Raw genomic sequence first — 23,476 nt, 5'->3', positions numbered from 1 at the left:
GAGGTGAGCGATGGGCGTCGCGGGACCCTTTCCCGGCTACGCGGCAAGGCCCCCGGGACCGGTCATGGACCGGGACGAGGCGGACCGTGCGCTGGCCCGGCTCGGCGCGGAGCACGAGGCGATCGAGACCTCGCTCCTCGCCCTGCAGGACCACGCGGGCCGGCGTCTGCTGGAGGGCGCCGACCTGACCGGGGTGACCAAGGAGCGCTGGGCGACCACCGAGCGCTCGATCACCCTGCTCTGGGGGTACTTCGACGCGTACGCCGACGCGCTCGGTGAGGCGCGCGCGGTGCGCGCCCGCAGGCGGCACCCCAACCGGGACGACCTGCAGACCCTCACCGGGCTGCTCCGGGGCAGGGAGATCACCGTGGCGCACGGGGCGGTGGCGCCCGATCCCTCGGTCGCCGGTCCGGCCCGGCTCGCCGAGCGCTTCTCGCTGGAGGAGCTGGTGGGCCGGATGAACACGCTCTACGCGCGCTCGCTGGACATGGTGGTGGCCTCCGACTCCGTCTGGTCGGCGCTGCCCGCCCGGATCGACCTGCTCGCCGCCGAACTCCACCGCACCCGCTCGCTGGCCCACTCCGTCGGGGTCAGGCCGGGCGAGCACCCGTCCGGCGACGACCTGGAGTCGATCACCCAGGAGCTGGCCGGGCTGCGGGCCCAGGTCATCGCCGACCCGCTGGCGTTCTGGCTGCCGGGCTCCGGCAGCGCGGCGCCGGGCGGCGGTCGCGCGGACACCGCGCGGTACGACCGGGCGGCCCTCGCGCTGGAGGAGGTGCGACGGGAGATCGAGGCGGTCCTCGCCGTCCGGCGGGACGCCGAACACCGGCTCGCGCGGCTGCGGGACGTGCTGTCGCGCGCGGACCGCACGCTGGCCGAAGCGCGGGTCGCCCGGGTCGAGGTACTGGCGAAGATCGCGGCCTCGGAGGTGCCGGCGGTCAGCGGCCCGCCGACCGCGCTCCAGGAGCGGCTGGCCGCCGCCTCCGAGCACCGCAGGCACGCCCGCTGGCACCGGCTCCCGCCGCTGCTCGAACAGTTGGAGCGGGAGGCGGAGGAGGAACTGCTGCGCGCCCGCGAGTCGCTGACCTCGGTCACCGCGCCGCTCGCCGTGCGGGCGGAGCTGCGGGGCCGGCTCGACGCGTACCGCGCGAAGGTGGCGCGGCACGGGCTCGCGGAGGACCCGCTGCTGATCGAGCGGTACGACGCGGCCCGCCGGATGCTGTGGAGCGCGCCCTGCGATCTGCGGGTCGCCGGGCAGGCGGTGCTGCGCTACCAGCACGCGGCCACCGAGATGATGGCGCCGGGCCGGACGTCCTCGCCCGAGGACCGGCCCCGCGACGAGGGGGAGACACGATGAGTACCCGGTGCCAGCGCCCCACGTGCGAGGGCTCCTACGAGGACATGGGCGAGGGGGAGCTGTACTGCGACACCTGCGGTCTGGCCCCCGTCGTCTCCCCGAACGGCATGGTCGCCTCGCCGCCCACCGGGATCGCGGGTGCGGCGCGCGGCGGTTCGGCCTCCTCGCCGGCCGGTTCGCGCGCTTCGGCCCGCGCCTCCTCGCGGTCCTCGACCTCGCGTCGGTCCGTCTCGGGCCGGCTGTCGCGGGGCCTGTCCGCCGGGGCGGGGAGCGCGCCGTCCGTGTCGGTGCGGGCCTCGGGCGCCTCGGCCGGGGCCTCCGGCCGGGGGCGCCTCGGCGCGGGTCTGGTGCAGGTGCCGGACGTACCGCGCCCCGACCCGCGGGCGGCCGTGATGGCGAACCCGGAGGTCCCCGAGCGGAAGCGGTTCTGCTCGCGCTCGGACTGCGGGGCGCCGGTGGGCCGGGCGCGCGGCGAACGGCCCGGCCGCACGGAGGGGTTCTGCACCAAGTGCGGACACCCGTACTCCTTCGTACCGAAGCTGCGCGGCGGTGACGTGGTGCACGGGCAGTACGAAGTGGCGGGCTGCCTCGCGCACGGCGGGCTGGGCTGGGTGTACCTCGCGGTGGACCGGGCCGTCTCCGACCGCTGGGTGGTCCTCAAGGGCCTGCTGGACACCGGTGACCAGGACGCCATGGCGGCGGCGATCTCGGAGCGCCGCTTCCTCGCGGAGATCGAGCACTCCAACATCGTCCGGATCTACAACTTCGTCGAGCACCTCGACCAGCGGACCGGTTCGCTGGACGGATACATCGTGATGGAGTACGTCGGCGGCAAGGCCCTCAAGGAGATCGCCAACGACCGCCGCACACCGTCCGGGAGGCGCGATCCGCTGCCGGTGGAGCAGGCGTGCGCGTACGGGATCGAGGCGCTGGAGGCGCTCGGCCACCTGCACAGCCGCAACCTCCTCTACTGCGACTTCAAGGTCGACAACGCGATCCAGACGGAGAACCAGCTCAAGCTGATCGACATGGGCGCGGTGCGCCGGATGGACGACGAGGAGTCGGCCATCTACGGCACGGTGGGCTACCAGGCCCCCGAGGTCGGGGAGGTCGGCCCGTCGGTCGCCTCCGACCTGTACACGGTGGCGCGCACCCTCGCGGTGCTCACCTTCGACTTCCAGGGCTACACCAACGTCTTCGTGGACTCGCTGCCGGACCCGGAGAACATAGAGGTCTTCCGGACGTACGAGTCCTTCTACCGGCTGCTGGTACGCGCCACCGATCCCGACCCCGCGCGGCGTTTCGCCTCGGCGGAGGAGATGGCCGAGCAGCTGACGGGGGTGCTGCGGGAGGTCGTCTCGCTCCAGTCGGGGCGCCCGCGCCCGGCCCTGTCCACCCTGTTCGGCCCGGAACTGCGGGTGACGGACACGGAGTTGTTCGCCGAGCTGACCGGCGACGTCTCGCGCCTCGGCAGCCGTCGTGCCCCGTCCGCGCGCCGCCCGAAGCGGAGCCGCAAGCCCACCGGGTCCGTGGCCCCGGGCGCGGCCGTCCCGGCGGTCGCGGCGGCGCTGCCGGTGGGCTCCGGCCCGTACGGCGCGGTCCCTGCGGCCCGGACCGGAGCGGTCGGGCCGCAGCCCCCGGGGTACGCGCAGCCCGCCCCCGGGTACGCGCCTCCCCCGGCACACACGCAGTCGTCCGGACACACCCAGCCTTCCGGACACACTCCGCCCGCCGGATACGTGCCGGCCGGGTACCAGCCTCAGCCCTCGGCGGCGGCGCTGACGGCCCCGCCCACCCACGCGAGCGGCTCGGCGGGCCGGGCGTGGGGCGGCGCCCCCTCGGCCGCCGGCCCGCACCTCCCCGCGGCGCGCCCGGCGACGGGCGCTCCGGTGACGCCGTCCGGTGCGGGCGCGGGACCGGCCGGAGCCGGCCAGTGGCTCGGCGGGCTCGACGCGGGCCGCACCGCGCTCTCGCTGCCGGTGCCGCGCGTCGACGCGAGCGACCCCAACGCCGGCTTCCTGGCCGGGGTGATGGCGGCGGCCCCCACGGAGCTGATCGGCGCGCTGCGCACCGTCCCCGCCCCCTCGCCGGAGACCCGGCTGCGCGAACTGCGCGCCCTGCTGGAGCTGGCGGAGTACCCGGCGGCCGCCCATGTGCTGGGTGAGCTGGAGGCCCGGTACCCGGACGACTGGCGGGTGGTCTGGTACCGGGGGGTGGTCTCCCTGGTGACCGGCGACCGCGAGCGCGCGGCGCTCTCCTTCGACGCGGTGTACGACGCGTTCCCGGGCGAACCGGCGCCCAAGCTGGCGCTCGGGATCTGCGCGGAGGTGCTGGGGCAGCTGGACAACGCCGCCGACTACTACCACCTCGTCTGGACCACCGATCCGAGCTTCGTCAGCGCCGCGTTCGGGCTCGCCCGGGTGCGCTTCGCCGCCGGGGACCGTACCGGCGCGGTACGCACGCTGGAGTCGGTGCCCGCCGCCTCGATCCACTTCACGGCCGCCCGGGTCGCCTCGGTCCGCGCGCGGCTGCGCGGGCGGGACCCCGCGGAGCCGCTGGCGGACGACCTGGCGGCCGCGTCGGACCAGATCACGGCACTGGCCGGGCTGGGGCTGGACGCGGTGCGCCGCGAACGGCTCTCGACCGAGGTGCTGGGGACCGCGCTGGACTGGGTACTCTCCACAGGACCCGCCCGGGTGTCCGCGGGCCCTGCGGTCTCCGGGCCGGCCGCGCGGAAGCTGCTCGGCAGCGAACTGGACGAGCGGGGGCTCCGGTTCGGGCTGGAACGCTCTTATCGGATGCTCGCCCGGCTGGCTCAGCGGGGCGACGAGAGGATCGAACTGGTGGAGCGGGCCAACCGTTTCCGCCCCCGGACGTGGGTGTGAAGATGTCACAGATCCACCAGCAGACGGCCTCCCTGCCGACGTGCCCCGGCTGTGCGGAGCCGCTGGAGCCGGCCGATTTGTTCTGCGGCGCCTGCGGCTACGACCTGTCGGCCGTGCCCGAACGGCCGGGCGACCGGCCGACGATGGCGATCACGCCTGCGCCTGCGCCGTCGGCTCCTCCGGTACCGGCCGCGCCACCGGTGGCTCCGGCCACGCCTGCGGCGACCCAGTGGCCGGAGGCCTCCGAGACCGACACCTCGGACCAGCCCGCGCCCGTCCACCGCCCGGCCGACCTCCCGGGCGTCGACTCCGCGGGGCACCCGCTGCCCGCCCGTGCGGCCGCCCCGGCGGCACTCGCCGCATCCGCCGCGCCGGTCGTCGTACCGCCCGCCGTGCGGCACGACGACCGGGCCGCGCCGGGACAGCCGCGCACCGGCGCGGGCTCCGCCACCGGCACCGACGCCTCCGGGGACTTCGAGCTCGCCGCACCCGAACCCACCCCCGGTCTCGCACCGGCCGCCGTTCCGGAGGGCGGCGCATCCGCCTCCGACCCGCGCGGTGCGGGCGCCGCGACCGGGGCGGGCGCCGCCGCCGGTGCGAGGCTCTGTGTCGCCTGCCGGGCCGGCCGGGTCGACGCCGACGGGTACTGCGAGACCTGTGGCCACGCCCAGCCGCGCGAACGCGACCACATGGAGCGGGAGCTCGGTCCGGTCGCGGCGGTCAGCGACCGCGGACTGCGCCACCACCGCAACGAGGACTCCTTCGCGGTGTCGGCCACCGCACTGCCGGACGGTTCGCCCGCCGTCGTCGCGATCGTCTGTGACGGGGTGTCCTCGGCGCACCGGCCCGACGAGGCCTCGGCCGCCGCAGCTGCCGCCGCCGACGAGTCCCTCCTGGAGTCGCTGCCGCGCGGCAAACACCCGCAGCAGGCGATGCACGACGCGATCGTCGCGGCCTCCCGGGCAGTCAACGCCCTGGCCGAGGAGCAGGAGGGCGCGGCGGAGCACGACCCGCACCGCCACCAGAACGCTCCGGCCTGCACGCTGGTCGGCGCGGTCGCCGCCGGTGGTCTGCTGGTCGTCGGCTGGGTCGGCGACAGCCGCGTCTACTGGGTGCCGTCCGACCGTACGGAGCAGCCCGTCAGGCTCACCGAGGACGACTCCTGGGCCGCGCAGATGGTGGCGGCCGGGCTGATGAGCGAGGAGCAGGCGTACGCGGACGAGCGCGCCCACGCGATCACCGGCTGGCTCGGCGCCGACGCCTACGAACTCGACCCGCACACCGCCGCGTTCAAGCCGGACCGGCCGGGCACGGTGGTGGTCTGCACCGACGGTCTGTGGAACTACGCGGAGACCGCCGAGGAGATGGCCGCCGCCCTGCCCCGGGACGCCCACGAACGCCCGTTGCACGGTGCGCGGGTGCTGGTGGGCCACGCGCTCGACGGCGGGGGCCACGACAACGTAACGGTGGCGCTGCTGCCGTTCGCCGTACAGCCCGCCGGGGCACACTCCGGCTGATGCTCCCGGCTGACGCCCAGCCACCCGCGAAGCCGCGTCCGGCGTCTCCCGGACCGCCTCCTGAGGCCTTCCGGACCACCCCAGACCGATCCCGACCGATCCTGACTGTTTTACAGCTGCTTTCCGGCCTTTCCCGGCCGCTTCCCCGCACCGGGCACCCAGGTTCCCGGCGAGGTCGCCCGCCCGGGCAGGTACGTCGTCCGGTGCGTCAACCGCACACCCGTATCCGTCCCACCGGTGGGGCACCGAGGAGCCGCTCCATGGCCAACTTCTCCAAGTCGCAAGAGCCGCAGTTCTCCGTGGACGTGTACCAGAACAGCTACCTCCCCGAGGGGGGCCGCGAGGTCAACGCGATCGTCACGGTCACGTCCACGGGCGGCGGCACGTCCGGGGGTGTGCCGCTCGCCGGGGGCGTGGCGCCCGCGTCGAACACGGCGGTCGTGCTCATGGTCGACTGCTCCGGCTCGATGGACTACCCGCCCACGAAGATGCGCAACGCCCGGGACGCCACGGCGGCGGCCATCGACACCCTGCGCGACGGCACCCTCTTCGCGGTGGTGGCCGGTACGCACGTGGCGAAGGACGTCTACCCGGGCAATGGCCGGCTCGCCAAGGCCGACCGTCTGACCAAGGCGCAGGCCAAGGACGCGCTGCGCGGGCTGAGCGCGGGAGGCGGTACGGCGATCGGCACCTGGCTCAGGCTCGCCGACCGGCTGTTCGGCACCACCGGGGTGGGTCTGCGGCACGGCATCCTGCTGACCGACGGGCGCAACGAGCACGAGGCGCCGGAGGACCTGCGGGCGGCGCTGGACGCCTGCGCGGGCCGGTTCACCTGTGACGCCCGGGGTGTCGGCACGGACTGGGAGGTGAAAGAGGTCACGGCCGTCGCCTCCGCCCTGCTGGGCACCGCCGACATCGTCGCCGACCCGGCCGGGCTGGCCGCGGACTTCACGGGGATGATGGAGAACGCCATGGGCAAGGAGGTCGCGGACGTGGCGCTGCGACTCTGGACGCCGGTGGACACCGAGATCCTCTTCGTGAAGCAGGTCGCTCCGGCGGTCGCCGATCTGACCGGGCGCCGGACACAGGCGGGACCGCGTGCCGGGGACTATCCGACCGGCTCCTGGGGTGACGAATCCCGCGATTATCACGTGTGCGTCAGGGTTCCCGAGGCCCGGCTCGGCCAGGAGATGCTGGCGGCGCGCGTCTCCCTGGTCCTCCCCGCGCCCCCGGGCGGTGGCGCTCCGCAGACCCTCTCGCAGGGGCTGGTGCGGGCGGTGTGGACGGACGACCTGGTGGCGTCCACGGCGATGAATCCGCAGGTCGCGCACTATACGGGCCAGGCCGAGCTGGCCCGGGTGATCCAGCAGGGACTCGACGCCCGCAAGGCCGGCGACCTGGACGGAGCGACCGCGAAACTGGGCCGGGCGGTGCAGCTCGCGACGGTCTCCGGCAACGAGGACACCGCGAAGCTGCTTTCGAAGGTGGTCGACGTGGTCGACGCCGCGACGGGTACTGTGCGACTGAAAGCGAAGGTTGCGGAAGCGGACGAGATGACCCTCGAAACGCGCTCCACCAAGACCGTTCGCGTCAAGAAGTAGCAAGAGAACGACACAGACGAAGCCGAGCGACAGAGTCGTCCGCACGGCCGAGGGCGGGCCCTCCGCCCCGCCGCGCGTACGGCGATCGACCAGCATGACGGCCCCCGGGCCGGACGAGGAGAGGGGGAAGCGCCGACATGCCGACCTGCCCGAACGGACACCAGTCGGGTTCCGAGGACTGGTGCGAGGTCTGCGGACATCGCATGACCGGAGCCGGTACGCCCGGTGCGGTCCCTCCGCCCCCGCCTCCGCCGCCCGCGCCCGGATACGGATATCCGCAGGGCCCCGGCCCCGGTGGACAGCCGACGGCCGGAGTCGAGCTCTGCCCGCAGTGCCGTACCCCGCGCGAGCCCGGTGGGCCGTTCTGCGAGGAGTGCCGGTGGAACTTCCTCACCAACACGGCGACCTCGTACACCCCGCTGGCTCCGCAGCCCGGCGCCGGTGGCGGGCAGGCGCCCGGCCTCAATCTGCCGCCCGGCTTCCAGGCGCAGCCCGGCCCCCGGCAGGCACCCCCGGCTCCGCACGCTCCGGGCCCGCAGCCCCCGCAGCCGCGTGACCCCTTCGAGTACCAGGGCTCGCGTCCCTCGCAGCTGAACCGCCCGGCGGAGCCGCTCGTGCCGGACCGCGACGGCCGGCAGGCGCCGCCGAGCGCCTTCCAGCAGAACCAGCAGCCCCCGGCCTTCCCCCAGGCGCAGCAGGGCCGGCCGGGTCCGCAGGAGCAGCAGTCGCCGTTCCCGCAGGCTGGACAGCCCCAGTTCCCCGGGCAGCCCGGCCACCCCGGCCACCCCGGGCAGCAGTCCTTCCCGCAGAACCAGCCGGGCCAGCCGGGACAGCAGGGGCCGCCGCCTGCCGCGTTCCAGCAGGGACCGCCGGCCGCGTACCAGCAGAGCCCGCCGCAGGCGTTCCAGCAGAGCGCGCCGCCCGCGCCCGGTCCGTCCTCCCCGCCGGAGGCGGACGACTGGATGCTGCCGCCGCCCTCGCAGGCCCAGGGCCGGACGCAGGCGCCGCACGCGCCCGCGCACCAGCAGCCGCCGCACCCCTTCCAGCAGCAGAGTCCGCAGCAGGTGGCCTTCTCGCCGCCCTTCCCCGGCCAGGGCGGCTTCCCGGGCGCCCAGGCGGGTCCCGGCGGCCCCGGAGCGCAGGGCGGTCCCGGTGGGCAGGCGGGTCCCGGTGGGCAGGAGCCTCAGCGGGCCGCCACCTGGACCGCGGTGATCGCGCCCGACCGTGACTACTTCCTGGCGATGATGCAGCGCAGCGGCCCGGAGGCGACCGGGCTGAACCTGCCCGCGTACTCCCCCGAGCAGCACCTCGAACTCGCGGGCAGCCAGGTCACCATCGGACGCCGCCGGCACAGCACCGGCGAGTCGCCCGACATCGACCTGTCGGTGCCGCCGGAGGACCCGGGCGTCTCGCACCAGCACGCGATCCTGGTGAAGCAGCCGGACGGGGGCTGGGCGGTGGTGGACCAGAACTCCACCAACGGCACCACGCTCAACGGTGCCGAGGACCCGATCCAGCCCTACGTGCCGGTTCCGCTCCAGGACGGCGACCAGGTGCATGTCGGCGCGTGGACGACGATCACGGTCCGCCGGGGCTGATTCCGCCGTCGGACGCGGCCTGACGCCGTCATGGCCCCTCACCGCCCCTGGTGGCCGGTGAGGGGCCATACGTACGGGCCCTCGGGGTCGTCGAGCCAGGCCCACTGGCGATCCCGGTCGACGGTCAGGCCGAAGCGCTCCCGGCCGGGGCGTCCCTCCCCCTCCCAGAGGTTCATCGCCTCGTCCGCACCGAGCGAGCCGCCCGCCAGCGTGAGCAGGAACGAGAAGAGGTCGTTCCCCGTCATCCGCCGGGCCGGCCCCCCGGTCCGCTCCGGTGTCCCTCGCAGCGGTACGAAGAACGCCGGGGTGTGCAGGAAGTGCCCCTCCGCCCGGCGTCCGCCCGCCGAATCCCGTACCCGGAGCGAGATCAGGCCGGTGGCGAAGGGGGCCAGGACGCGTGCGTCCGGGGCGCACTGGGCGAGCCAGTCCTCGGGGATCAGCGGCAGGGTGCAGGTCGCGATGATCCGGTCGTACGGGCTCCGTCCGGGGCAGCCGCGCGCCCCGTCGCCGGTGACGACGGTGGGGCGGTATCCGGCTGCGGCAAGGTGGCGGCGGGCGGACTCGGTGATCTCCGGGTCGAGATCGACGGTGGTGACCGCCCGGTCACCGAGCCGGTGGGCGAGCAGGGCCGCGTTGTAGCCGGTGCCCGCGCCGATCTCCAGCACGGTCTGGCCGTCGCGCACGTCGAGTTCGTCGAGCATGAGCGCCATCAGGGAGGGCTGGCTGCTGGAGGAGACGAGCTCGCCGTCCTTCATCCGGGTGGCCAGCGGCCCGTCCGCGTACGCCCCGCGCAGCCACTGCTCGCGGCGTACGGGGTCGGCGTCCTCGCACCACAGGCGCACGGCGCCGAGGAGCCCGCCCTCGTAGTAGTACGGCACGAACAGGTGGCGCGGCACGTCCTCGAAGGCCGCGCGCCAGCCGAGGTCGCGCAGCCCGCCGCCGGCCACGATGAGCCGCACCATGGCCTGCCGGGCCGCGGCCCCCTCGGCTTCGAACGGATCACGCGTCTCGCGCGCTCGGGCACCCATGCCTCCACTCTCCTGCCGCGGTGCGCGGTGGGCGACCGGCGCGCGCCCGCCACGGGTGCGGGGCGGTCACGGGCGCGGGGCGGCCAGGGGCGCGGGGCGGTCACGGGCGCGCGCCCGCCACGGGTGCGGGGCGGCCAGAGGCGCGGGGCGGTCACGGGTGCCCGGGCCGCGCGTCCGGGTACGGGCCGGCTGCGGCGTAGAGGGTCTCGCGCAGGCCCGGCAGGGCCGACTCGCGGTCCGCGCGCCAGACGAGACGCAGGCAGAGGTCGGGGAGGGGCAGGCCGAGGGGGACCAGGACGCCGGTCCGGAGGCTGTCGGCGACCGCGAAGCGGGGCAGCAGCGAGATCCCGAGGCCGTGTTCGGCCCAGGCGCGCATCACGGGGACCCCGCCTGCCCGGATCCGCTCGGGCCCGGCGCCGAGAGCCCGCTCCCCGGCCATCCAGAAGGAGCACTCGGGAACGTTGACCAGCAGCCGTACGCCGTCGAGGTCCGCCGGGGTCAGCGCCGTCCGGCCGGCCAGCGGGTGCCCGGGCGCCGAGACCAGGACGAGCGGGACCGGGTCGAGATCGACGAAGGCCAGGGGTTCGGCGGGCGGGGGGAACCCCAGTGCGCCGATCTCCTCGCCCGAGTCCAGGAGCAGGGCCGCGTCGAGGCGCCCCGCCACCACGTCGGCGAACAGCCCCTCGCGGGTGCGGTCGGAGCGCACATCGACGTCGAGGCCGGGCCGCCGCTCGGCCAGCCGGGTGAGGATCAGTGGGACGTGCGAGCCGGCCAGGGTCTCCAGCGCGCCGAGCCGCAGGTTCCGGCGCCCGGTCCTGACGTCGTGGACGGCCTGTTCGGCGGTGTCGAGCAGGGAACGCGCCCAGCCGCGCATCCGCTGCCCCGCGGGGGTCAGCTCCATCCCTCCGGGGCCCCGGACGAACAGGGTGACCCCGAGGGCCGTTTCGAGGGTGCGGATCTGCTGCGAGACCGACGAGGGGGCCAGCCCGAGCGCGACGGCCGCGCCGGTCACCGTCCGGTGCTCCACGACGGCGGCGAAGGACCTGAGTTGGCGTAACTCCATGTCGGAGGAGAACCCGGCGGAGCGTTCGGAAATTCCGAACGCGGTGTGCGGGGCAGCCGGTGGAGCGCCCGCGCCGGAGCGGCCAGAGTGAGCCGTCCCGCCCCGACCCCCCTGGAGGCCGTCCCCTCATGGCTGTCGTCAACCTGCCCGATTCACAGGGCCGTTCCCTGCCGAGGAGATGGCGTGCCCTCGCGCTCACCGGCATCTCGCTGGGCTATTTCATGGTGCTCCTCGACACCACGGTGCTGTCGGTCGCCGAACCCGATCTCGCCTCCTCCCTGGCCACTTCGACGGCCGGACTCCAATGGGCGGTCACCGGCTACACCGTGGCCTTCGCGGCGCTGCTGCTCCCGGCGGGGGCGGCGGCCGACAAGTACGGTGCCGAGCGGCTCTTCCGGGGCGGCGTCGCGGTGTTCGTCCTCGCGTCCCTGCTCAGCTCCGTCGCCCCCGGCCTTGCCGCCCTGCTGGTGCTCCGGGCGCTCTCGGGCGCCGCCGCCGCGGCGTGCGTACCCGCCTCCATGGCGATGATCGGCCGGCTGTACCCGGAGCCCGCCGCGCGGGCACGCGCCGTCTCGGTGTGGGCCGCGGTCAGCGGTGCCGCCGTCGCGGCCGGCCCGATCGCCGGGGGCGCCCTGGTCGGGGCGGCCGGATGGCGTGCGGTGTTCCTGGTCAACGTGCCCGTCGGGGTGGTGGTGCTGGCCCTCACCCGGAGCCGTGCGGTGCGCTGTCCGCGCGGTGCCCGCGCCATCGACTGGCCGGCCCAGATGGCGGCCGGTGCGGCGCTGGCGCTGCTCACGGACGCGCTGATCGCCGCCGGGGCCCGCTCCTGGGGCCACGCGGCGGTGTCCTCGGTGGGATGCACCGTCGCGACGTGGGCTTTCGTCGGACGCGAACGCCGGAGCCCGTCGCCGGTGCTCGACCCGGTGCTGATCCGGTCCGCCCGGGTGCGGGCCGTCCTGCTGGCGGCGGCGGCCACCGGCTTCGCGCTGGCCGGCGCGCTCTTCGTACTGCCGCTGCTGCTCCAGGAGCAGCGGCACCTGAGCCCGCTGGAGACCGGGCTCGCGTTCCTTCCGCTGACCGTCCCCTTCGCCGCGAACCCGCCGCTGACCGGCCGGATCGTGGCAGCCAGAGGCCCTCGGCTTCCCGTCCTGACCGGCCTGTCCCTGCTGACCGCCGGTGGCGCCGCGCTCGCCTGCACCGTGCTCGCCGACGGGGCCTCCCTCTGGCTCGCGCCGGGCCTGCTGCTCACCGGCTTCGGCATCTCCTTCGTGCTGCCCGCCGTCGTCGCGGCCGTCGTCGACGCCGCCCCGGTGGGCGGCGCGGGGGCGGCCGGTGGCCTGCTCAACGCGGTACGCCAGGTCGGCGCCACCCTCGGCGTCGCCGTCATGGGAGCCGCGGCGACCTCGCGTCCCGGGTGGTCCCTGCTGATGTCGGCCGGAGTCTGCGCGCTCGCCGGGCTCGTCTTCGCCGCCGCGCGCCCCGCCGCGAGGCAGCGGTGAAGGAGCCAGTGGCAGGTCAGCGGCCGGTGGCGGACCGTACCCCGCCGTGGACCGCCGGAGCGCTCGGGAGCCGGGAGCCGGGAGGGTCCTAGGACCCCCGGCCTCGGCCGCTACGTCTGCGACCATGGACGGGTGACAGAGAACCCGCACGACACGCTTCAGGAGCAGACCTTCTACGAGCAGGTCGGCGGCGAGGCGACTTTCCGGCGCCTGGTGCACCGCTTCTACGAGGGGGTGGCCGAGGACCCGCTGCTGCGGCCGATGTACCCGGAGGAGGACCTGGGCCCGGCCGAGGAGCGGTTCGCGCTCTTCCTGATGCAGTACTGGGGCGGCCCCCGGACGTACAGCGACCACCGGGGCCATCCCCGGCTGCGGATGCGGCACCAGCCCTTCCAGGTGGACCGGGCGGCGCACGACGCCTGGCTCGGGCACATGCGGGTCGCCCTGGACGAGCAGGGGCTCTCGCCCGAGCACGAGCAGAAGCTGTGGTCCTACCTCACCTACGCGGCGGCCTCGATGGTGAACACGGCCGACTGAACCACCGGCGTGCGGTGGCCCGCGCGGCGGTTCGGCGCCTTCAGCGCCGGCCGACGGACAGCTGGAGCGCGCCGAGGCCGCCGCTGCCCTCCGTACGCAGGGCGACCGAGCCGTACGGGCTCCGCAGGCGCAGCCAGGACCCCGCGGCCAGCAGGCCGACCGGCAGGTCCGGCTGGGGGCGGAGGAAGCCGAGCGACTGGGCGGCATGCACGGCGCGCAGCGGGAGCGGGGTCCCGCCAACCGGCCGGGACCAGATCTCGCGGCCGATCAGATCGCGTTCGGCCCGGGTGCGACGGTCCTCGGGCAGCGCCTCGTCCCGCGCGCGGAACTCGCCGACCGCCGTGTTCAGCGCGGTGCGCAGCTCCTGCGGCCCCGGCAGCCCGGGGAGTTCGCGCCAAGGGCCGCGCGGCGGCAGCATGCCGGTCCACGGCGGTCCGGTCACGGGGCCGGGCAGGACTCCCGCCACCCCCGTGGGGCTTTCGGGGTCGAGCGTCTCCAGGAACTCCCCCGCCGACACCGTGGTGTCGAAGGTCGCGGGACTCCCGGTACCGGCTCCGGCTCCCGCTCCGGCTACGGCCAGGCGCGCCGTACGGATCGCCAGCACGTCGAAGGACGGCGGGCGTCCGAACACGGCCAGCGCCCCGCCGGCCGCCTGGAGGCGGACGGCGGCGGCGCGGTCGTAGTGGAGCAGCCGGCCGAGGAAGGCGGCCAGATCGGCCGCCTCCCCCGGATCGGCGAAGAGCACGGAGTGCACGGGCATCGTCATGCCGCGGCGGGCTCCTGCTCCATGTACTCCTGGAGGAAGAGCTTCTCCTCGGCGGAGATCCGCCGGGGCCGCCCTTCCACCAGGTTGTAGGGCACGACGACCGTGGAAGCCCGCACGTACACCAGGTCCGCGTCCTTGATCTCGTACGCGATCGTCAGCGACGCCGCGCCGATCTTCGTGACCCAGGACTCGACGGTGACCGGCGCGTGGCGGTGGACCAGCGGCCGGAGGTAGTCGATCTCGTGGCGGGCCACGACGGAACCGCCCGCGAAGGACGGCGAACCGTCCCCCGGGGCGAGCCGGAACATGAAGTCGATGCGCGCCTCCTCCAGGTAGCGGAGGAAGACCACGTTGTTGACGTGGCCGAAGGCGTCCATGTCCGACCAGCGGAGCGGGCAGGGGTAGAGGTGACGGGCCACGGTGATCAGCCCCGGGTGAGCTTCTTGTACGTGGCGCGGTGCGGGCGGGCCGCGTCCGCGCCGAGGCGCTCGACCTTGTTCTTCTCGTACGACTCGAAGTTGCCCTCGAACCAGTACCACTTGGAGTCGCCCTCGTACGCCAGGATGTGCGTGGCGACGCGGTCCAGGAACCAGCGGTCGTGGGAGATGACCACAGCGGCACCGGGGAACTCCAGCAGGGCGTTCTCCAGCGACGACAGGGTCTCGACGTCCAGGTCGTTGGTGGGCTCGTCGAGGAGCAGCAGGTTGCCGCCCTCCTTGAGCGTCAGCGCGAGGTTCAGGCGGTTGCGCTCACCACCGGAGAGGACACCGGCCGGCTTCTGCTGGTCCGGGCCCTTGAAGCCGAACGCGGAGACGTACGCCCGCGAGGGCATCTCGACCTGGCCGACGTTGATGTAGTCCAGCTCGTCCGAGACGACGGCCCAGAGGGTCTTCTTCGGGTCGATGTTGGCGCGGGACTGGTCGACGTACGAGATCTTGACCGTCTCACCGATCTTGACCGTGCCGGAGTCCGGCGTCTCCAGGCCCTGGAGCATCTTGAACAGCGTGGTCTTGCCCGCGCCGTTCGGACCGATGATGCCGACGATGCCGTTGCGCGGCAGCGTGAACGACAGGTCGTCGATCAGGACCTTGTCGCCGAAGGCCTTCGAGAGGTGCTCGACCTCGACGACGATGGAACCGAGGCGCGGGCCCGGCGGGATCTGGATCTCCTCGAAGTCCAGCTTCCGCATCTTGTCGGCTTCGGCGGCCATCTCCTCGTAACGGGCGAGGCGGGCCTTGGACTTGGTCTGGCGGCCCTTGGCGTTGGACCGGACCCACTCCAGCTCTTCCTTGAGCCGCTTGGCGCGCTTCTCGTCCTTGCGGCCCTCGACCTTGAGGCGAGTGGCCTTCTTGTCGAGGTACGTGGAGTAGTTGCCCTCGTACGGGAGCGCGCGGCCGCGGTCCAGTTCGAGGATCCACTCGGCGACGTTGTTGAGGAAGTACCGGTCGTGGGTGACGGCGACGACCGCACCCGCGTACTTCGAGAGGTGCTGCTCCAGCCAGTTCACCGACTCGGCGTCGAGGTGGTTGGTGGGCTCGTCGAGGAGGAGCAGGTCCGGGGCCTCGATGAGCAGCTTGCAGAGCGCCACGCGGCGCTTCTCGCCACCGGAGAGGTTGGTGACGGGCCAGTCGCCGGGCGGGCAGCCCAGGGCGTCCATGGCCTGCTCCAGCTGGGCGTCCAGGTCCCACGCGTTGGCGTGGTCCAGGTCCTCCTGGAGCTTGCCCATCTCGTCCAGCAGCGCGTCGGAGTAGTCGGTCGCCATGAGCTCGGCGACCTCGTTGAAGCGCTTCAGCTTGCCCATGACCTCGGCGGCGCCGTCCTGCACGTTCTGCAGGACGGTCTTCTCCTCGTCGAGCTTCGGCTCCTGCATGAGGATGCCGACGCTGAAGCCGGGCGAGAGGAACGCGTCACCGTTGGACGGCTGCTCCAGGCCGGCCATGATCTTGAGCACCGTGGACTTACCGGCGCCGTTGGGGCCCACGACACCGATCTTCGCGCCGGGCAGGAAGTTCAAGGTGACGTCATCCAGAATCACCTTGTCGCCGTGCGCCTTGCGCGTCTTGCGCATGGTGTAGATGTACTCAGCCAAGAGAAACCGTCCGGCAGCAATAGGGGTGGGAGCAGATACACCCCATCTTGCCTGACGACAAGCCCACGGGGGAAACCCGTCCCACCCGGGGCCGCTGACCTGGGCGGCAGCGAAGGCCGCCGTACCCGGACGAGGACACCGACGGACGCGAGATCCCGACGCGGGGCGTCCTCGGCGTCGCCGGAGGGTCCCGGGGACTGTCCCGGCGCGGCGCCGCACCGCGGGCCCCGGGCCGTGACCCCGGGCCGTGACCAGGGCCGGCACCCGATCCCGTACGGGTACGCCCTCGAACGCACGAGGGCCCCGGCACCCCCTGGAATCCTGGGTGCCGGGGCCTTCGGCCGTACGGTCCTGCTGTTCGGCTCGCCTACTCAGCTCAGCTGCTCAGCCACGGTGCGGCGCGCGCGGTGACCGTGCGCGTCCGGCCGTTACTGGGCGGCCGCGGCCGACTTCTTGCGACGGAGGAAGAACACCGCTCCACCACCGAGGACGACGAGCGCGACGGCGACACCGGCGATGACCGGGGTGGCGCTGGAACCACCGGTGGCGGCGAGGTCGCCCTCACCACCGCCGGTCACGGCGCCGGCGGCGACGGTCGTGGCCGGGCTCGGCGAGGCGCCGGTCTGCGTGTCGGTGCCCTCGTCGCCGCCCGGAGCCGGGGTGGCCGCGGTGACGCAGTCGAGGACGCCCTTGAAGTTCTGCTTGAAGTCGCTGTCGACGCCGACGACCGTGATGTCGTACGCCTTGTCCTCACCGACGCCGACCGGCACGGTCTTCGAACCGCCGGGCTCGACGGTGTAGACGTCGCCGGCCGCCGCGAACGTGAACTTGAACGGCTGGTCGCCATTGTTGGTCACCGTGAACTCCACGGCGCCCTTGCTGCAGTCCTTCTTCGCGGTCACCGCGGGAACCGGGCCCTTGGCGGCCCAGTTGGCGGTGGCCTGCGCGGAGACGACGGACTCGCTGGAGCCGGCCAGGATCTGCGTCTGGCTCTTGCTCTCACCGACGAAGACGCGGCCGACCGGAACCGAGGTGGTGGCCTGCACGGTGAGCGAGGCGGAACCGTCCGCGGCGCCCTTCGGCACGTCGAAGTAGAGCTCGGTGCCGTCGGTCGCCTTCGAGAGGGGGTTGCCGTCCTTGTCGGTGATCTTGATGCCGCTGGCGACGGCGTCGGCCGGCGGAGCCACCGCGGCCTCGGCCGCATCGGTGTGCACGGTGACCGGGCCGAGCACGCCGCCGGCCTGACCGGAGACGGCCGCCGGGCTCAGGGTCAGCGACGCCTGGGGCTCGGTCGAGTTCTGGGCCGCACCCTGGAGGTAGTCGGCGAGCTTCTCGGCGTCCTTGTTCACCGCGGTGACGTCGGCGTTGTCCGAGAAGCGCCAGATGGCGACCTGGGTGCCCGCGGCAGCGGTGCCCGCGGTGAGGGACTTGGCGCCGGCCGCCTTCGCGAGCGAGGCGAGGTCGTCGACCTGCGGGTAGGAGTGCTCCAGGATCCACCGGATGCGGCCGGCGTTGTCGTTCTTGCCGAGCGAGGACTCCGCCCAGGGCGTCTCCTTGTACTCCGCGTTGCCCTGGGTGGGGTTGTGGATGTCGATGCAGTACGTCTTGAGCGTGCCGCCACCGTTGACGGTCATCTCGAAGAGCCCGGCGGAGACCGACTGGGTCCCCTTGTCCGTCTTGATCTTGGCGTCGTCGTACGTCTTCAGCCCGTCCAGGACGGCGATCGCGCCGCCCGGGTGCTGGGGGGCCGCGTCATCGGCTGCCGCCGTGCCCGCGCCGGCGAGGGCGCCCGCCGCGACGAGGCCGGTGACCAGTGCGGCGGAGGCCAGGCGGGTCAGCCCGTTGCCCCGTCCCCGCAGCGGCCGGCGCGTGCCCGAACCGGCGCCGATGGCCGGGCCGTTCGCTATGCCGGAATCTTGAAGCGCTGATATCTCAGAAAAAGCAGAAGTCACAGAATTCCCCTCCGGGGCGGGGCCCTCGCGCTCGGTGCGCGTGTGGGGAGTGCCCCGCCGACAGACTCAAGTGCCCATGAGTACGGGGGAATCCTATGGAGGGGGGTGCAAACCGCTCCCCTGTCTTGCTCTCGCACAACCATTCCGAATCGCAATCGTTATCACCGCCACTCCCGCCCCAAGGAGCACGGCGAAAACCATCAGCACCCCGTCACCAGGCGCTCACCGAGCGCGCGTCAAGGTTGTCAAGATGTCGACATGACGCTTGTAGGCCCTTTCTGACGGCCCGTCCGCGCACGCGATCCGCCTCCCGTGCCCGGCGGTCCGGTCGCCCTCGTACGGGCGGGCGGCTCGCCGGCGGGCTCCCTCTCCCAGGACGGGCCGTCACCTGCGGATTCGCTCACGAAAACCGGACCGTTCTCGTCCCCTCCTCCAGGCCCCGCGCCCGGTCCCGCGCCCGGTCGCGCCTCCCGTCCCGTCCCCGGCCCTCCTCCTGGGCTCCCTGGGCCTCCCGGGCCCGCTCCGAAGCCCTCGCCCGCGCCCATCCCCGCCCCCATGCCCGTCCCTGCGCCCGTCCCGCCGCCCGCCCCCGTGCCCGTCCCTGCGTCCATCTCCATGCCGAACGGCGGCTCGCGTCGTACCGCCCGCCGGAAGGCTGCGGAGCCCCGGCTCAGGTCGTGGCCCACCGCGACCGCCTCGACGTCCACGAACGTCCTTCGCGCGCCCTCGCGTTCCTCCTCGCGGACCTTCAGCCGGCCGTGCACCAGCAGGGGTTCGCCCACGGAGACCGAGGCCGCCACGTTCGACGCGAGGCTCCGCCACGCCCACACCGTGTAGAAGCTCGTGTGCCCGTCGGCCCAGAGCTGTTTCTCCCGGTCCCAGCGGCGCGGGGTCACGGCGAGGCGGAACCGGGCCATCCCGCCCGAGGCCGTCTCCCGGAAGTCCACCCCCGTCGCGGCATTGCCGACCAGCGTCACCAAGGTCTCGTTCATGTCCTGTCCCCCCGTATTCGCTTCCTGTGTGTACGAACAGCCGACCGCGTACCGGACAGTCGCCCGCGTGCGAGCATCCCTCCGTGCGCGAGCGGGTCCGGAACGCGGGAGAGCCCCGCGGGCCGGTGGGCTCGCGAGGCTCTCCCGCGCCCCGTCCTGCCGCCTCCCGTCACCGGGCCCGATGACGGACCGGTGCTGGTCCCTGTCCGACCAGGACTCCATGCTGGACGAGGTGCGGCGTTCCTGCCGGGGCCTGTGGACTACCCGCCGGTTGTGGAAAACTCCGTCACCGCCCCGTACCGCTCGCGCACTTCGCGGTAGCGGGCGAGTTCGGCGGCCACCGGATCGAGGACCCTGGCCCGGCCGCATCCGGCCGCCGCGTCCCGCAACCGCCGCTCGATCTCCTGCCCGTACCGGCGCGCCGGTCCCCGCGCGGCGGCCGCGCACGCCCACTCCACCAGCGGACCACCGACGACTCCGGCGAGCATCACGAGCGCGGGGACGATCAGTCCCGGTTCCAGAACGCCGGCGATCTGGCCGACCAGCCACAGTCCGCCGAAGATCTGCAGCAGGGTCATGGACGCCTGGACCACCACCGCCGCCGGCCACCACCTGGGGCGCGCCGGCCTGGCGGGGCGGCCCGGGAGCAGGGGCGAACCCTGGGCACCGCCGGCTCCGGTCTCCGTACCGGCCCCCCGGGAACGGCTCCGTCCGAACCGGCCCGGGCCGCGCACCCGGCCGGCGCCGTGCTCCCTTCCCTCCCCTCCCTCCCCGGAGGCTCCCGCACCGTCTCCCGTACCGCTTTCCGCGTCGCTTCCCCTACCGCCGCCGGTCCTCCGGCCACGGACGGGAGCAGCCGAACCCGCCTTATCCGCCAGTTCGTCCAGCGCCTCGGACAGCCCCTTCGCCCCGTTGTGCGCGGCTTCGCGCACGGCCTGCGCCCACGGGTCCGGGAGCCCCGCGGCGGCGTCGTCCGCCACGATCCGTACTGCCTGCTCGACCCGCTGCCGCGCGGTGGCCTGCTCCTCCTCGCGTGGCGGTGCGAGGACCTGGCCCATCCGTTCCAGGCCGCCGAGCCTGCGCGTCGACTCGTACCAGCGCCAGAGCCGGAGCCACGGAGTGCCGCAGGCCCGACCCGCGTTACGGCGCCACTCCCGCTCGGCCGCCTGCCCGGCCGCCGAAGCGCCGACCGCGTCCGCGAGCCGGTCGGTGAACTCCTCCCGCGCCCGCTCGCCCAGCCCGGGCCGCCCCTGCGCGACGTACACCGGCCGCAGCCGCGCGGCGGCGGCGTCCACGTCGGCGGAGAGCCGGCGCTGTGCGGCCGTACGCTCCTGCACGAACTTGCCCAGCGACTCGCGCAGTTCCCCCACCCCTTCGCCGGTGAGGGCGGACAGGGCGAGCACGGTGGCGCCGGGGTCGCCGTGCTCACCCACCGCCATGCCGTCCTCGTCGAGCAGCCTGCGCAGATCGTCGAGGACCAGGTCGGCGGCCTCGCCGGGCAGCCGGTCGATCTGGTTGAGCACGACGAAGCTGACTTCCGCGTGTCCGGCGAGCGGGCGCAGATAGCGCTCGTGCAGGGCCGCGTCGCCGTACTTCTCCGGGTCCACGACCCAGACCACCGCGTCCACCAGCGCGAGGACCCGGTCCACCTGCTCCCGGTGCCCGGCAGCCGCCGAGTCGTGGTCGGGGAGGTCCACCAGGACGAGCCCCTGGAGCGCCGGGTCGGCCGCCGCCGTCCCCGGCTGCGGCCTGCGTCGGAGCCGGCCCGGGATCGCCAGGCGGTCGAGGAGGCCGGCCGCCCCGTCCGTCCAACTGCACGCGATCGGGGAGGAGGTGGTCGGCCGGCGTACCCCGGTGTCGGAGATCTGGGCTCCGGCGAGGGCGTTGAACAGGGAGGACTTCCCGCTGCCCGTCGCCCCGGCGAGGGCGACCACGGTGTGCCGGGAGGAAAGCCGCTGACGCGCGGCGGCCTCTTCGAGTACCCGGCCGGCCTCGGCGAGCGCCCCCTGGTCGAGCCGTGCGCGGGAGAGACCGACCAGCTCACGCAGCGCTTCGAGCCGCGGCCGGAGCGTACCGCCGGACGGTACGTACGCCTCCACCTCGGGTCCAGGTTCGTCCTCCCGCACCGCCCGCCCCAGGTCGTGGCCCTTGGCCCGGGAGGCGGCGGCCCGGCGTGCGATCAGCCCGTCGTCCCAGTGGGAGGGCAGGCCCGAGGGGGTGACGGCGGTGTCCTGCGGCTCCGGCTCACCAGCGGATCGGGGTACGGCAGGCCCGTCCGGCCCGCCCCGCTCACCCGTCGGTCCCGGCACGCCGCCCCGCTCTCCGGGTGCGTCCGCCGACCCGGGCGCCCCCGCGTTCCGGGCCGTACGCCCGGCTCCCGGGGCCTCCGGGTCACCGGTTGCCGCGGCACCCCCGGGCCGGGCCGCCGGGCTGGAAACCTCCGGGCCGCCATCGGACTCCTCCGGCGCCCTCGCATCGGTCCCGCCACCGCCCGCGTCCGCCTCGACCCGCCCAGGGCTCCCCTCTTCCCCCTGCGCCCTGCCCTGATCGCCTTGTCCCCGGCCCCGATCGCCGTGTTCCCAAGCTCGATCCCCTTGCTCCGGGCCCTGATCGCCTTGTTCCCGGTCCTGATCCACGACGGCAGTCATCGCTGCCTCCTCTCCTTCTGCAGCACGGACAGTGCGGCGATCAGCTCTGCTTGCGGTTCGGGGGCGATGTCGAGCGCGTCGAGCGGGGCGAGCCGCCGTTCCCGCTCCACCCGCAGCACCTGGTCCAGATAACTGGTGAGCAGGGACCCGCCCTTGTCCCGCAACCGCAGGGCGCCCTGGGCGCCGATGCGTTCGGCGAGCTGCTCCCCGGCGCTACGGGCACGGCGACCGCCGAGCAAGGCGGCGGCGAGCAGCGCGGCGACGGTCTCCGAATCCGGCGCGACGCTGCGGTCGAGCCGGCCCACCTCTTCCTCGGCCAGCTCTTCGACGACCCGCCGCCACCGGCGTACCGCTACCGCGATCCGCCCTTCGACGTCCTCCGCCGGACCCCAGCCGCCGCTCTCCTTGCCGGAGCCCTCGAAGCGGAACGCCGCCGCTGCCGGATCACGCCGCCAGGTCGTACGGATCTTCTCGTCGGCAGCGGCGACGGCGCACTGGATCAACGCGACCAGGCTCTCCACCAGCGCTTCCAGCACCTCGCACGCCGAACTGTCCAGCGGGTACCCACGCCAGCGCGTCCGGGCGTCCCCCGCCAGCACGGCCCCGTTTCCGAGCCGGCGGCGGATGCGCTCGGCCTCCTTCTCGTACGCGTCCTCGACCGCTCCGGTCAGCCTGACGGCCGCCGCGTACTGCTGGGCGACGGCCCCGGCCAGGGCGGGAATCCGTACGTTCAGCGACTCGATGACCCCGGACGCCGTACGCCCCACGGCTTGCTGGCGGGCGGCGGGGTCCTGGGCCCGGTGGGTGAGCCAGGCGCGCAGCGGGGCTACGGCCGTGGTGGGCAGCAGCCCACTGGCACCGCCCGCCGACTCGGGCAACTCGGGGATGGTGAACCGGGGTACGTCTCCGAGCCCGGCCCGGGTCATCAGCGCCGCGTACTGGCGGGACACCTCCCCCACCACCTGGTGCGGCACCCGGTCGAGGACGCTGACCAGCGAGGCGTCGTACTCCTTCGCCGTACGCAGCATGTGCCAGGGCACCGCGTCGGCGTACCGGGACGCCGTGGTCACCATCACCCACACATCGGCCGCGCAGACGAGTTCGGCGGCGAGGACCCGGTTGCGTTCGACGAGCGAGTCGATGTCGGGGGCGTCCAGCAGCGCGAGGCCGCGCGGCAGGCTCATCGCCGTCTCGATCCGCAGTTCCGGTACCGCCCCGCGAGCGCGTCCGACACCCGCCTCCTCGATCCCGTCCGCCCCGGCCCCCCGCCCAGGCGGCAGCCAGACCCGGATCAGCTCCGGCAGCACCCGTACGTCCGCGAACCAGTGGTGGTCGTCCGGGTGGCAGACCAGCACCGGCGTCCGGGTCGTCGGCCGCAGCACCCCCGCCTCGCTGACCCGGCAGCCGACGAGCGAGTTGACCAACGTGGACTTCCCCGCCCCGGTGGACCCGCCGATCACCGCGAGCAGCGGCGCCTCGGGGGCCCGGAGCCGGGGCAGCAGGTAGTCGTCGAGCTGCGCGAGGAGTTCGGCCCTGGTCTGACGGGCCCGCTCCGATCCGGGGAGCGGTAGTGGCAGACGCACGGCAGCGACACGGTCGCGCAGGACGGAGAGTGCGTCGATGAGCTGAGGCCGTACATCCAAGGTCACCACATGCGAAGAATGCCCGCTTTAGGTGCCTTTTTGAAGCGTATGGCCACCCGTGCGCGGCGGTTCCACTCCGAGAGCAGCGGAGACCCGCACAGCGCGGGCATAACGAGTGCACAACACCCACGCGATCCGACCCGAAAACCGATGCGCGATCCGTACCCAGCTGCGATTATCGGTTCGCTTCACCGAACCTCCACAAGGTGCCACGCAGGCGAAGCAACCGGGACACCGCGACAAGAGCCCTATCCTTGTCCGGGCACGGCCAGGGACTCCCCCACCACAGGACCCCCGTCCG

At 74.1% G+C, this 23,476-nt stretch carries 15 protein-coding genes and 1 pseudogene; 7 read left to right on the top strand and 9 right to left on the bottom strand.

Going from position 1 to position 23,476, the window contains the following annotated elements:
- Positions 1-10: 10 nt before the first annotated feature.
- From OHT52_RS20560 to OHT52_RS20540, 5 genes are all read left to right on the top strand, one after another.
- Positions 11-1,357 carry a hypothetical protein gene (locus OHT52_RS20560; protein ID WP_328721645.1) on the top strand — a complete coding sequence of 449 codons (1,347 nt, stop codon included), beginning with the start codon at positions 11-13 and terminating at the stop codon, positions 1,355-1,357.
- The gene (locus tag OHT52_RS20555; protein WP_328721644.1) at positions 1,354-4,242 is read left to right on the top strand and encodes a tetratricopeptide repeat protein; all 2,889 of its coding nucleotides are present in this window, start codon (positions 1,354-1,356) and stop codon (positions 4,240-4,242) included. Before OHT52_RS20560 ends, OHT52_RS20555 begins: the two co-directional genes overlap by 4 nt.
- 2 nt (positions 4,243-4,244) lie before the next feature.
- Entirely contained in the window at positions 4,245-5,759 is a 1,515-nt protein-coding gene (locus tag OHT52_RS20550; RefSeq protein ID WP_328721643.1) for a PP2C family protein-serine/threonine phosphatase, read from the top strand.
- Between the two features lie 260 nt (positions 5,760-6,019).
- A complete protein-coding gene (locus OHT52_RS20545) occupies positions 6,020-7,360 on the top strand; it encodes a vWA domain-containing protein (RefSeq protein WP_328721642.1) in 1,341 nt (446 codons plus the stop codon).
- 137 nt (positions 7,361-7,497) lie between these two features.
- A complete protein-coding gene (locus tag OHT52_RS20540; RefSeq protein WP_328721641.1) occupies positions 7,498-8,958 on the top strand; it encodes an FHA domain-containing protein in 1,461 nt (486 codons plus the stop codon).
- 38 nt (positions 8,959-8,996) lie between these two features.
- Here OHT52_RS20540 and OHT52_RS20535 read toward each other — a convergent pair whose 3' ends face one another.
- Entirely contained in the window at positions 8,997-9,986 is a 990-nt protein-coding gene (locus OHT52_RS20535) for a methyltransferase domain-containing protein (RefSeq protein WP_328721640.1), read from the bottom strand.
- A 151-nt stretch (positions 9,987-10,137) separates the two neighbouring features.
- On the bottom strand, positions 10,138-11,049 hold the full coding sequence (locus tag OHT52_RS20530; RefSeq protein ID WP_328721639.1) for a LysR family transcriptional regulator: 912 nt from the start codon (positions 11,047-11,049) through the stop codon (positions 10,138-10,140).
- A 128-nt stretch (positions 11,050-11,177) separates the two neighbouring features.
- Here OHT52_RS20530 and OHT52_RS20525 point away from each other — a divergent pair, with 128 nt between their 5' ends.
- The gene (locus OHT52_RS20525; RefSeq protein WP_328721638.1) at positions 11,178-12,548 is read left to right on the top strand and encodes an MFS transporter; all 1,371 of its coding nucleotides are present in this window, start codon (positions 11,178-11,180) and stop codon (positions 12,546-12,548) included.
- 132 nt (positions 12,549-12,680) lie between these two features.
- Entirely contained in the window at positions 12,681-13,085 is a 405-nt protein-coding gene (locus tag OHT52_RS20520; protein ID WP_328721637.1) for a globin, read from the top strand.
- 40 nt (positions 13,086-13,125) lie between these two features.
- On the opposite strand, the gene OHT52_RS20515 is transcribed toward OHT52_RS20520, so the two are convergent.
- The 7 genes and pseudogenes from OHT52_RS20515 to OHT52_RS20485 form a co-directional block, all read right to left on the bottom strand.
- Positions 13,126-13,851, bottom strand: a complete 726-nt coding sequence (locus OHT52_RS20515; protein WP_328721636.1) for a hypothetical protein — start codon at positions 13,849-13,851, stop codon at positions 13,126-13,128.
- Complete coding sequence (locus OHT52_RS20510; protein WP_266704383.1) at positions 13,848-14,270, bottom strand: acyl-CoA thioesterase; 423 nt, start codon at positions 14,268-14,270, stop codon at positions 13,848-13,850. Before OHT52_RS20510 ends, OHT52_RS20515 begins: the two co-directional genes overlap by 4 nt.
- Positions 14,271-14,275: 5 nt before the next feature.
- Positions 14,276-15,940, bottom strand: coding sequence for an energy-dependent translational throttle protein EttA (ettA, locus tag OHT52_RS20505; protein WP_266704384.1), 1,665 nt, complete (start codon positions 15,938-15,940; stop codon positions 14,276-14,278).
- A 428-nt stretch (positions 15,941-16,368) separates the two neighbouring features.
- On the bottom strand, positions 16,369-17,892 hold the full coding sequence (locus OHT52_RS20500) for a Cys-Gln thioester bond-forming surface protein (protein ID WP_443046623.1): 1,524 nt from the start codon (positions 17,890-17,892) through the stop codon (positions 16,369-16,371).
- Between the two features lie 626 nt (positions 17,893-18,518).
- A pseudogene (locus OHT52_RS20495) lies at positions 18,519-18,884 on the bottom strand (single-stranded DNA-binding protein); the annotation flags it as partial.
- Between the two features lie 260 nt (positions 18,885-19,144).
- Entirely contained in the window at positions 19,145-21,532 is a 2,388-nt protein-coding gene (locus OHT52_RS20490; RefSeq protein ID WP_328721635.1) for a GTPase, read from the bottom strand.
- Positions 21,529-23,175 carry an ATP-binding protein gene (locus OHT52_RS20485; protein WP_328723825.1) on the bottom strand — a complete coding sequence of 549 codons (1,647 nt, stop codon included), beginning with the start codon at positions 23,173-23,175 and terminating at the stop codon, positions 21,529-21,531. The genes OHT52_RS20490 and OHT52_RS20485 overlap by 4 nt, the downstream gene beginning before the upstream one ends.
- Positions 23,176-23,476 lie beyond the last annotated feature (301 nt).

The sequence above is a fragment of the Streptomyces sp. NBC_00247 genome (assembly GCF_036188265.1).
Taxonomy (GTDB): Bacteria; Actinomycetota; Actinomycetes; order Streptomycetales; family Streptomycetaceae; genus Streptomyces.
Note: the sequence above shows the minus strand (reverse complement) of the source record. Positions and strands in the feature narration are given on the sequence as shown.

Bases quoted from the DNA above. Each gene is read 5' to 3' on its own strand.
- OHT52_RS20560 (WP_328721645.1), top strand. From the start codon at position 11: ATGGGCGTCGCGGGACCCTTTCCCGGCTACGCGGCAAGGCCCCCGGGA.
- OHT52_RS20555 (WP_328721644.1), top strand. From the start codon at position 1,354: ATGAGTACCCGGTGCCAGCGCCCCACGTGCGAGGGCTCCTACGAGGAC.
- OHT52_RS20550 (WP_328721643.1), top strand. From the start codon at position 4,245: ATGTCACAGATCCACCAGCAGACGGCCTCCCTGCCGACGTGCCCCGGC.
- OHT52_RS20545 (WP_328721642.1), top strand. From the start codon at position 6,020: ATGGCCAACTTCTCCAAGTCGCAAGAGCCGCAGTTCTCCGTGGACGTG.
- OHT52_RS20540 (WP_328721641.1), top strand. From the start codon at position 7,498: ATGCCGACCTGCCCGAACGGACACCAGTCGGGTTCCGAGGACTGGTGC.
- OHT52_RS20535 (WP_328721640.1), bottom strand. From the start codon at position 9,986: ATGGGTGCCCGAGCGCGCGAGACGCGTGATCCGTTCGAAGCCGAGGGG.
- OHT52_RS20530 (WP_328721639.1), bottom strand. From the start codon at position 11,049: ATGGAGTTACGCCAACTCAGGTCCTTCGCCGCCGTCGTGGAGCACCGG.
- OHT52_RS20525 (WP_328721638.1), top strand. From the start codon at position 11,178: ATGGCTGTCGTCAACCTGCCCGATTCACAGGGCCGTTCCCTGCCGAGG.
- OHT52_RS20515 (WP_328721636.1), bottom strand. From the start codon at position 13,851: ATGACGATGCCCGTGCACTCCGTGCTCTTCGCCGATCCGGGGGAGGCG.
- OHT52_RS20490 (WP_328721635.1), bottom strand. From the start codon at position 21,532: ATGACTGCCGTCGTGGATCAGGACCGGGAACAAGGCGATCAGGGCCCG.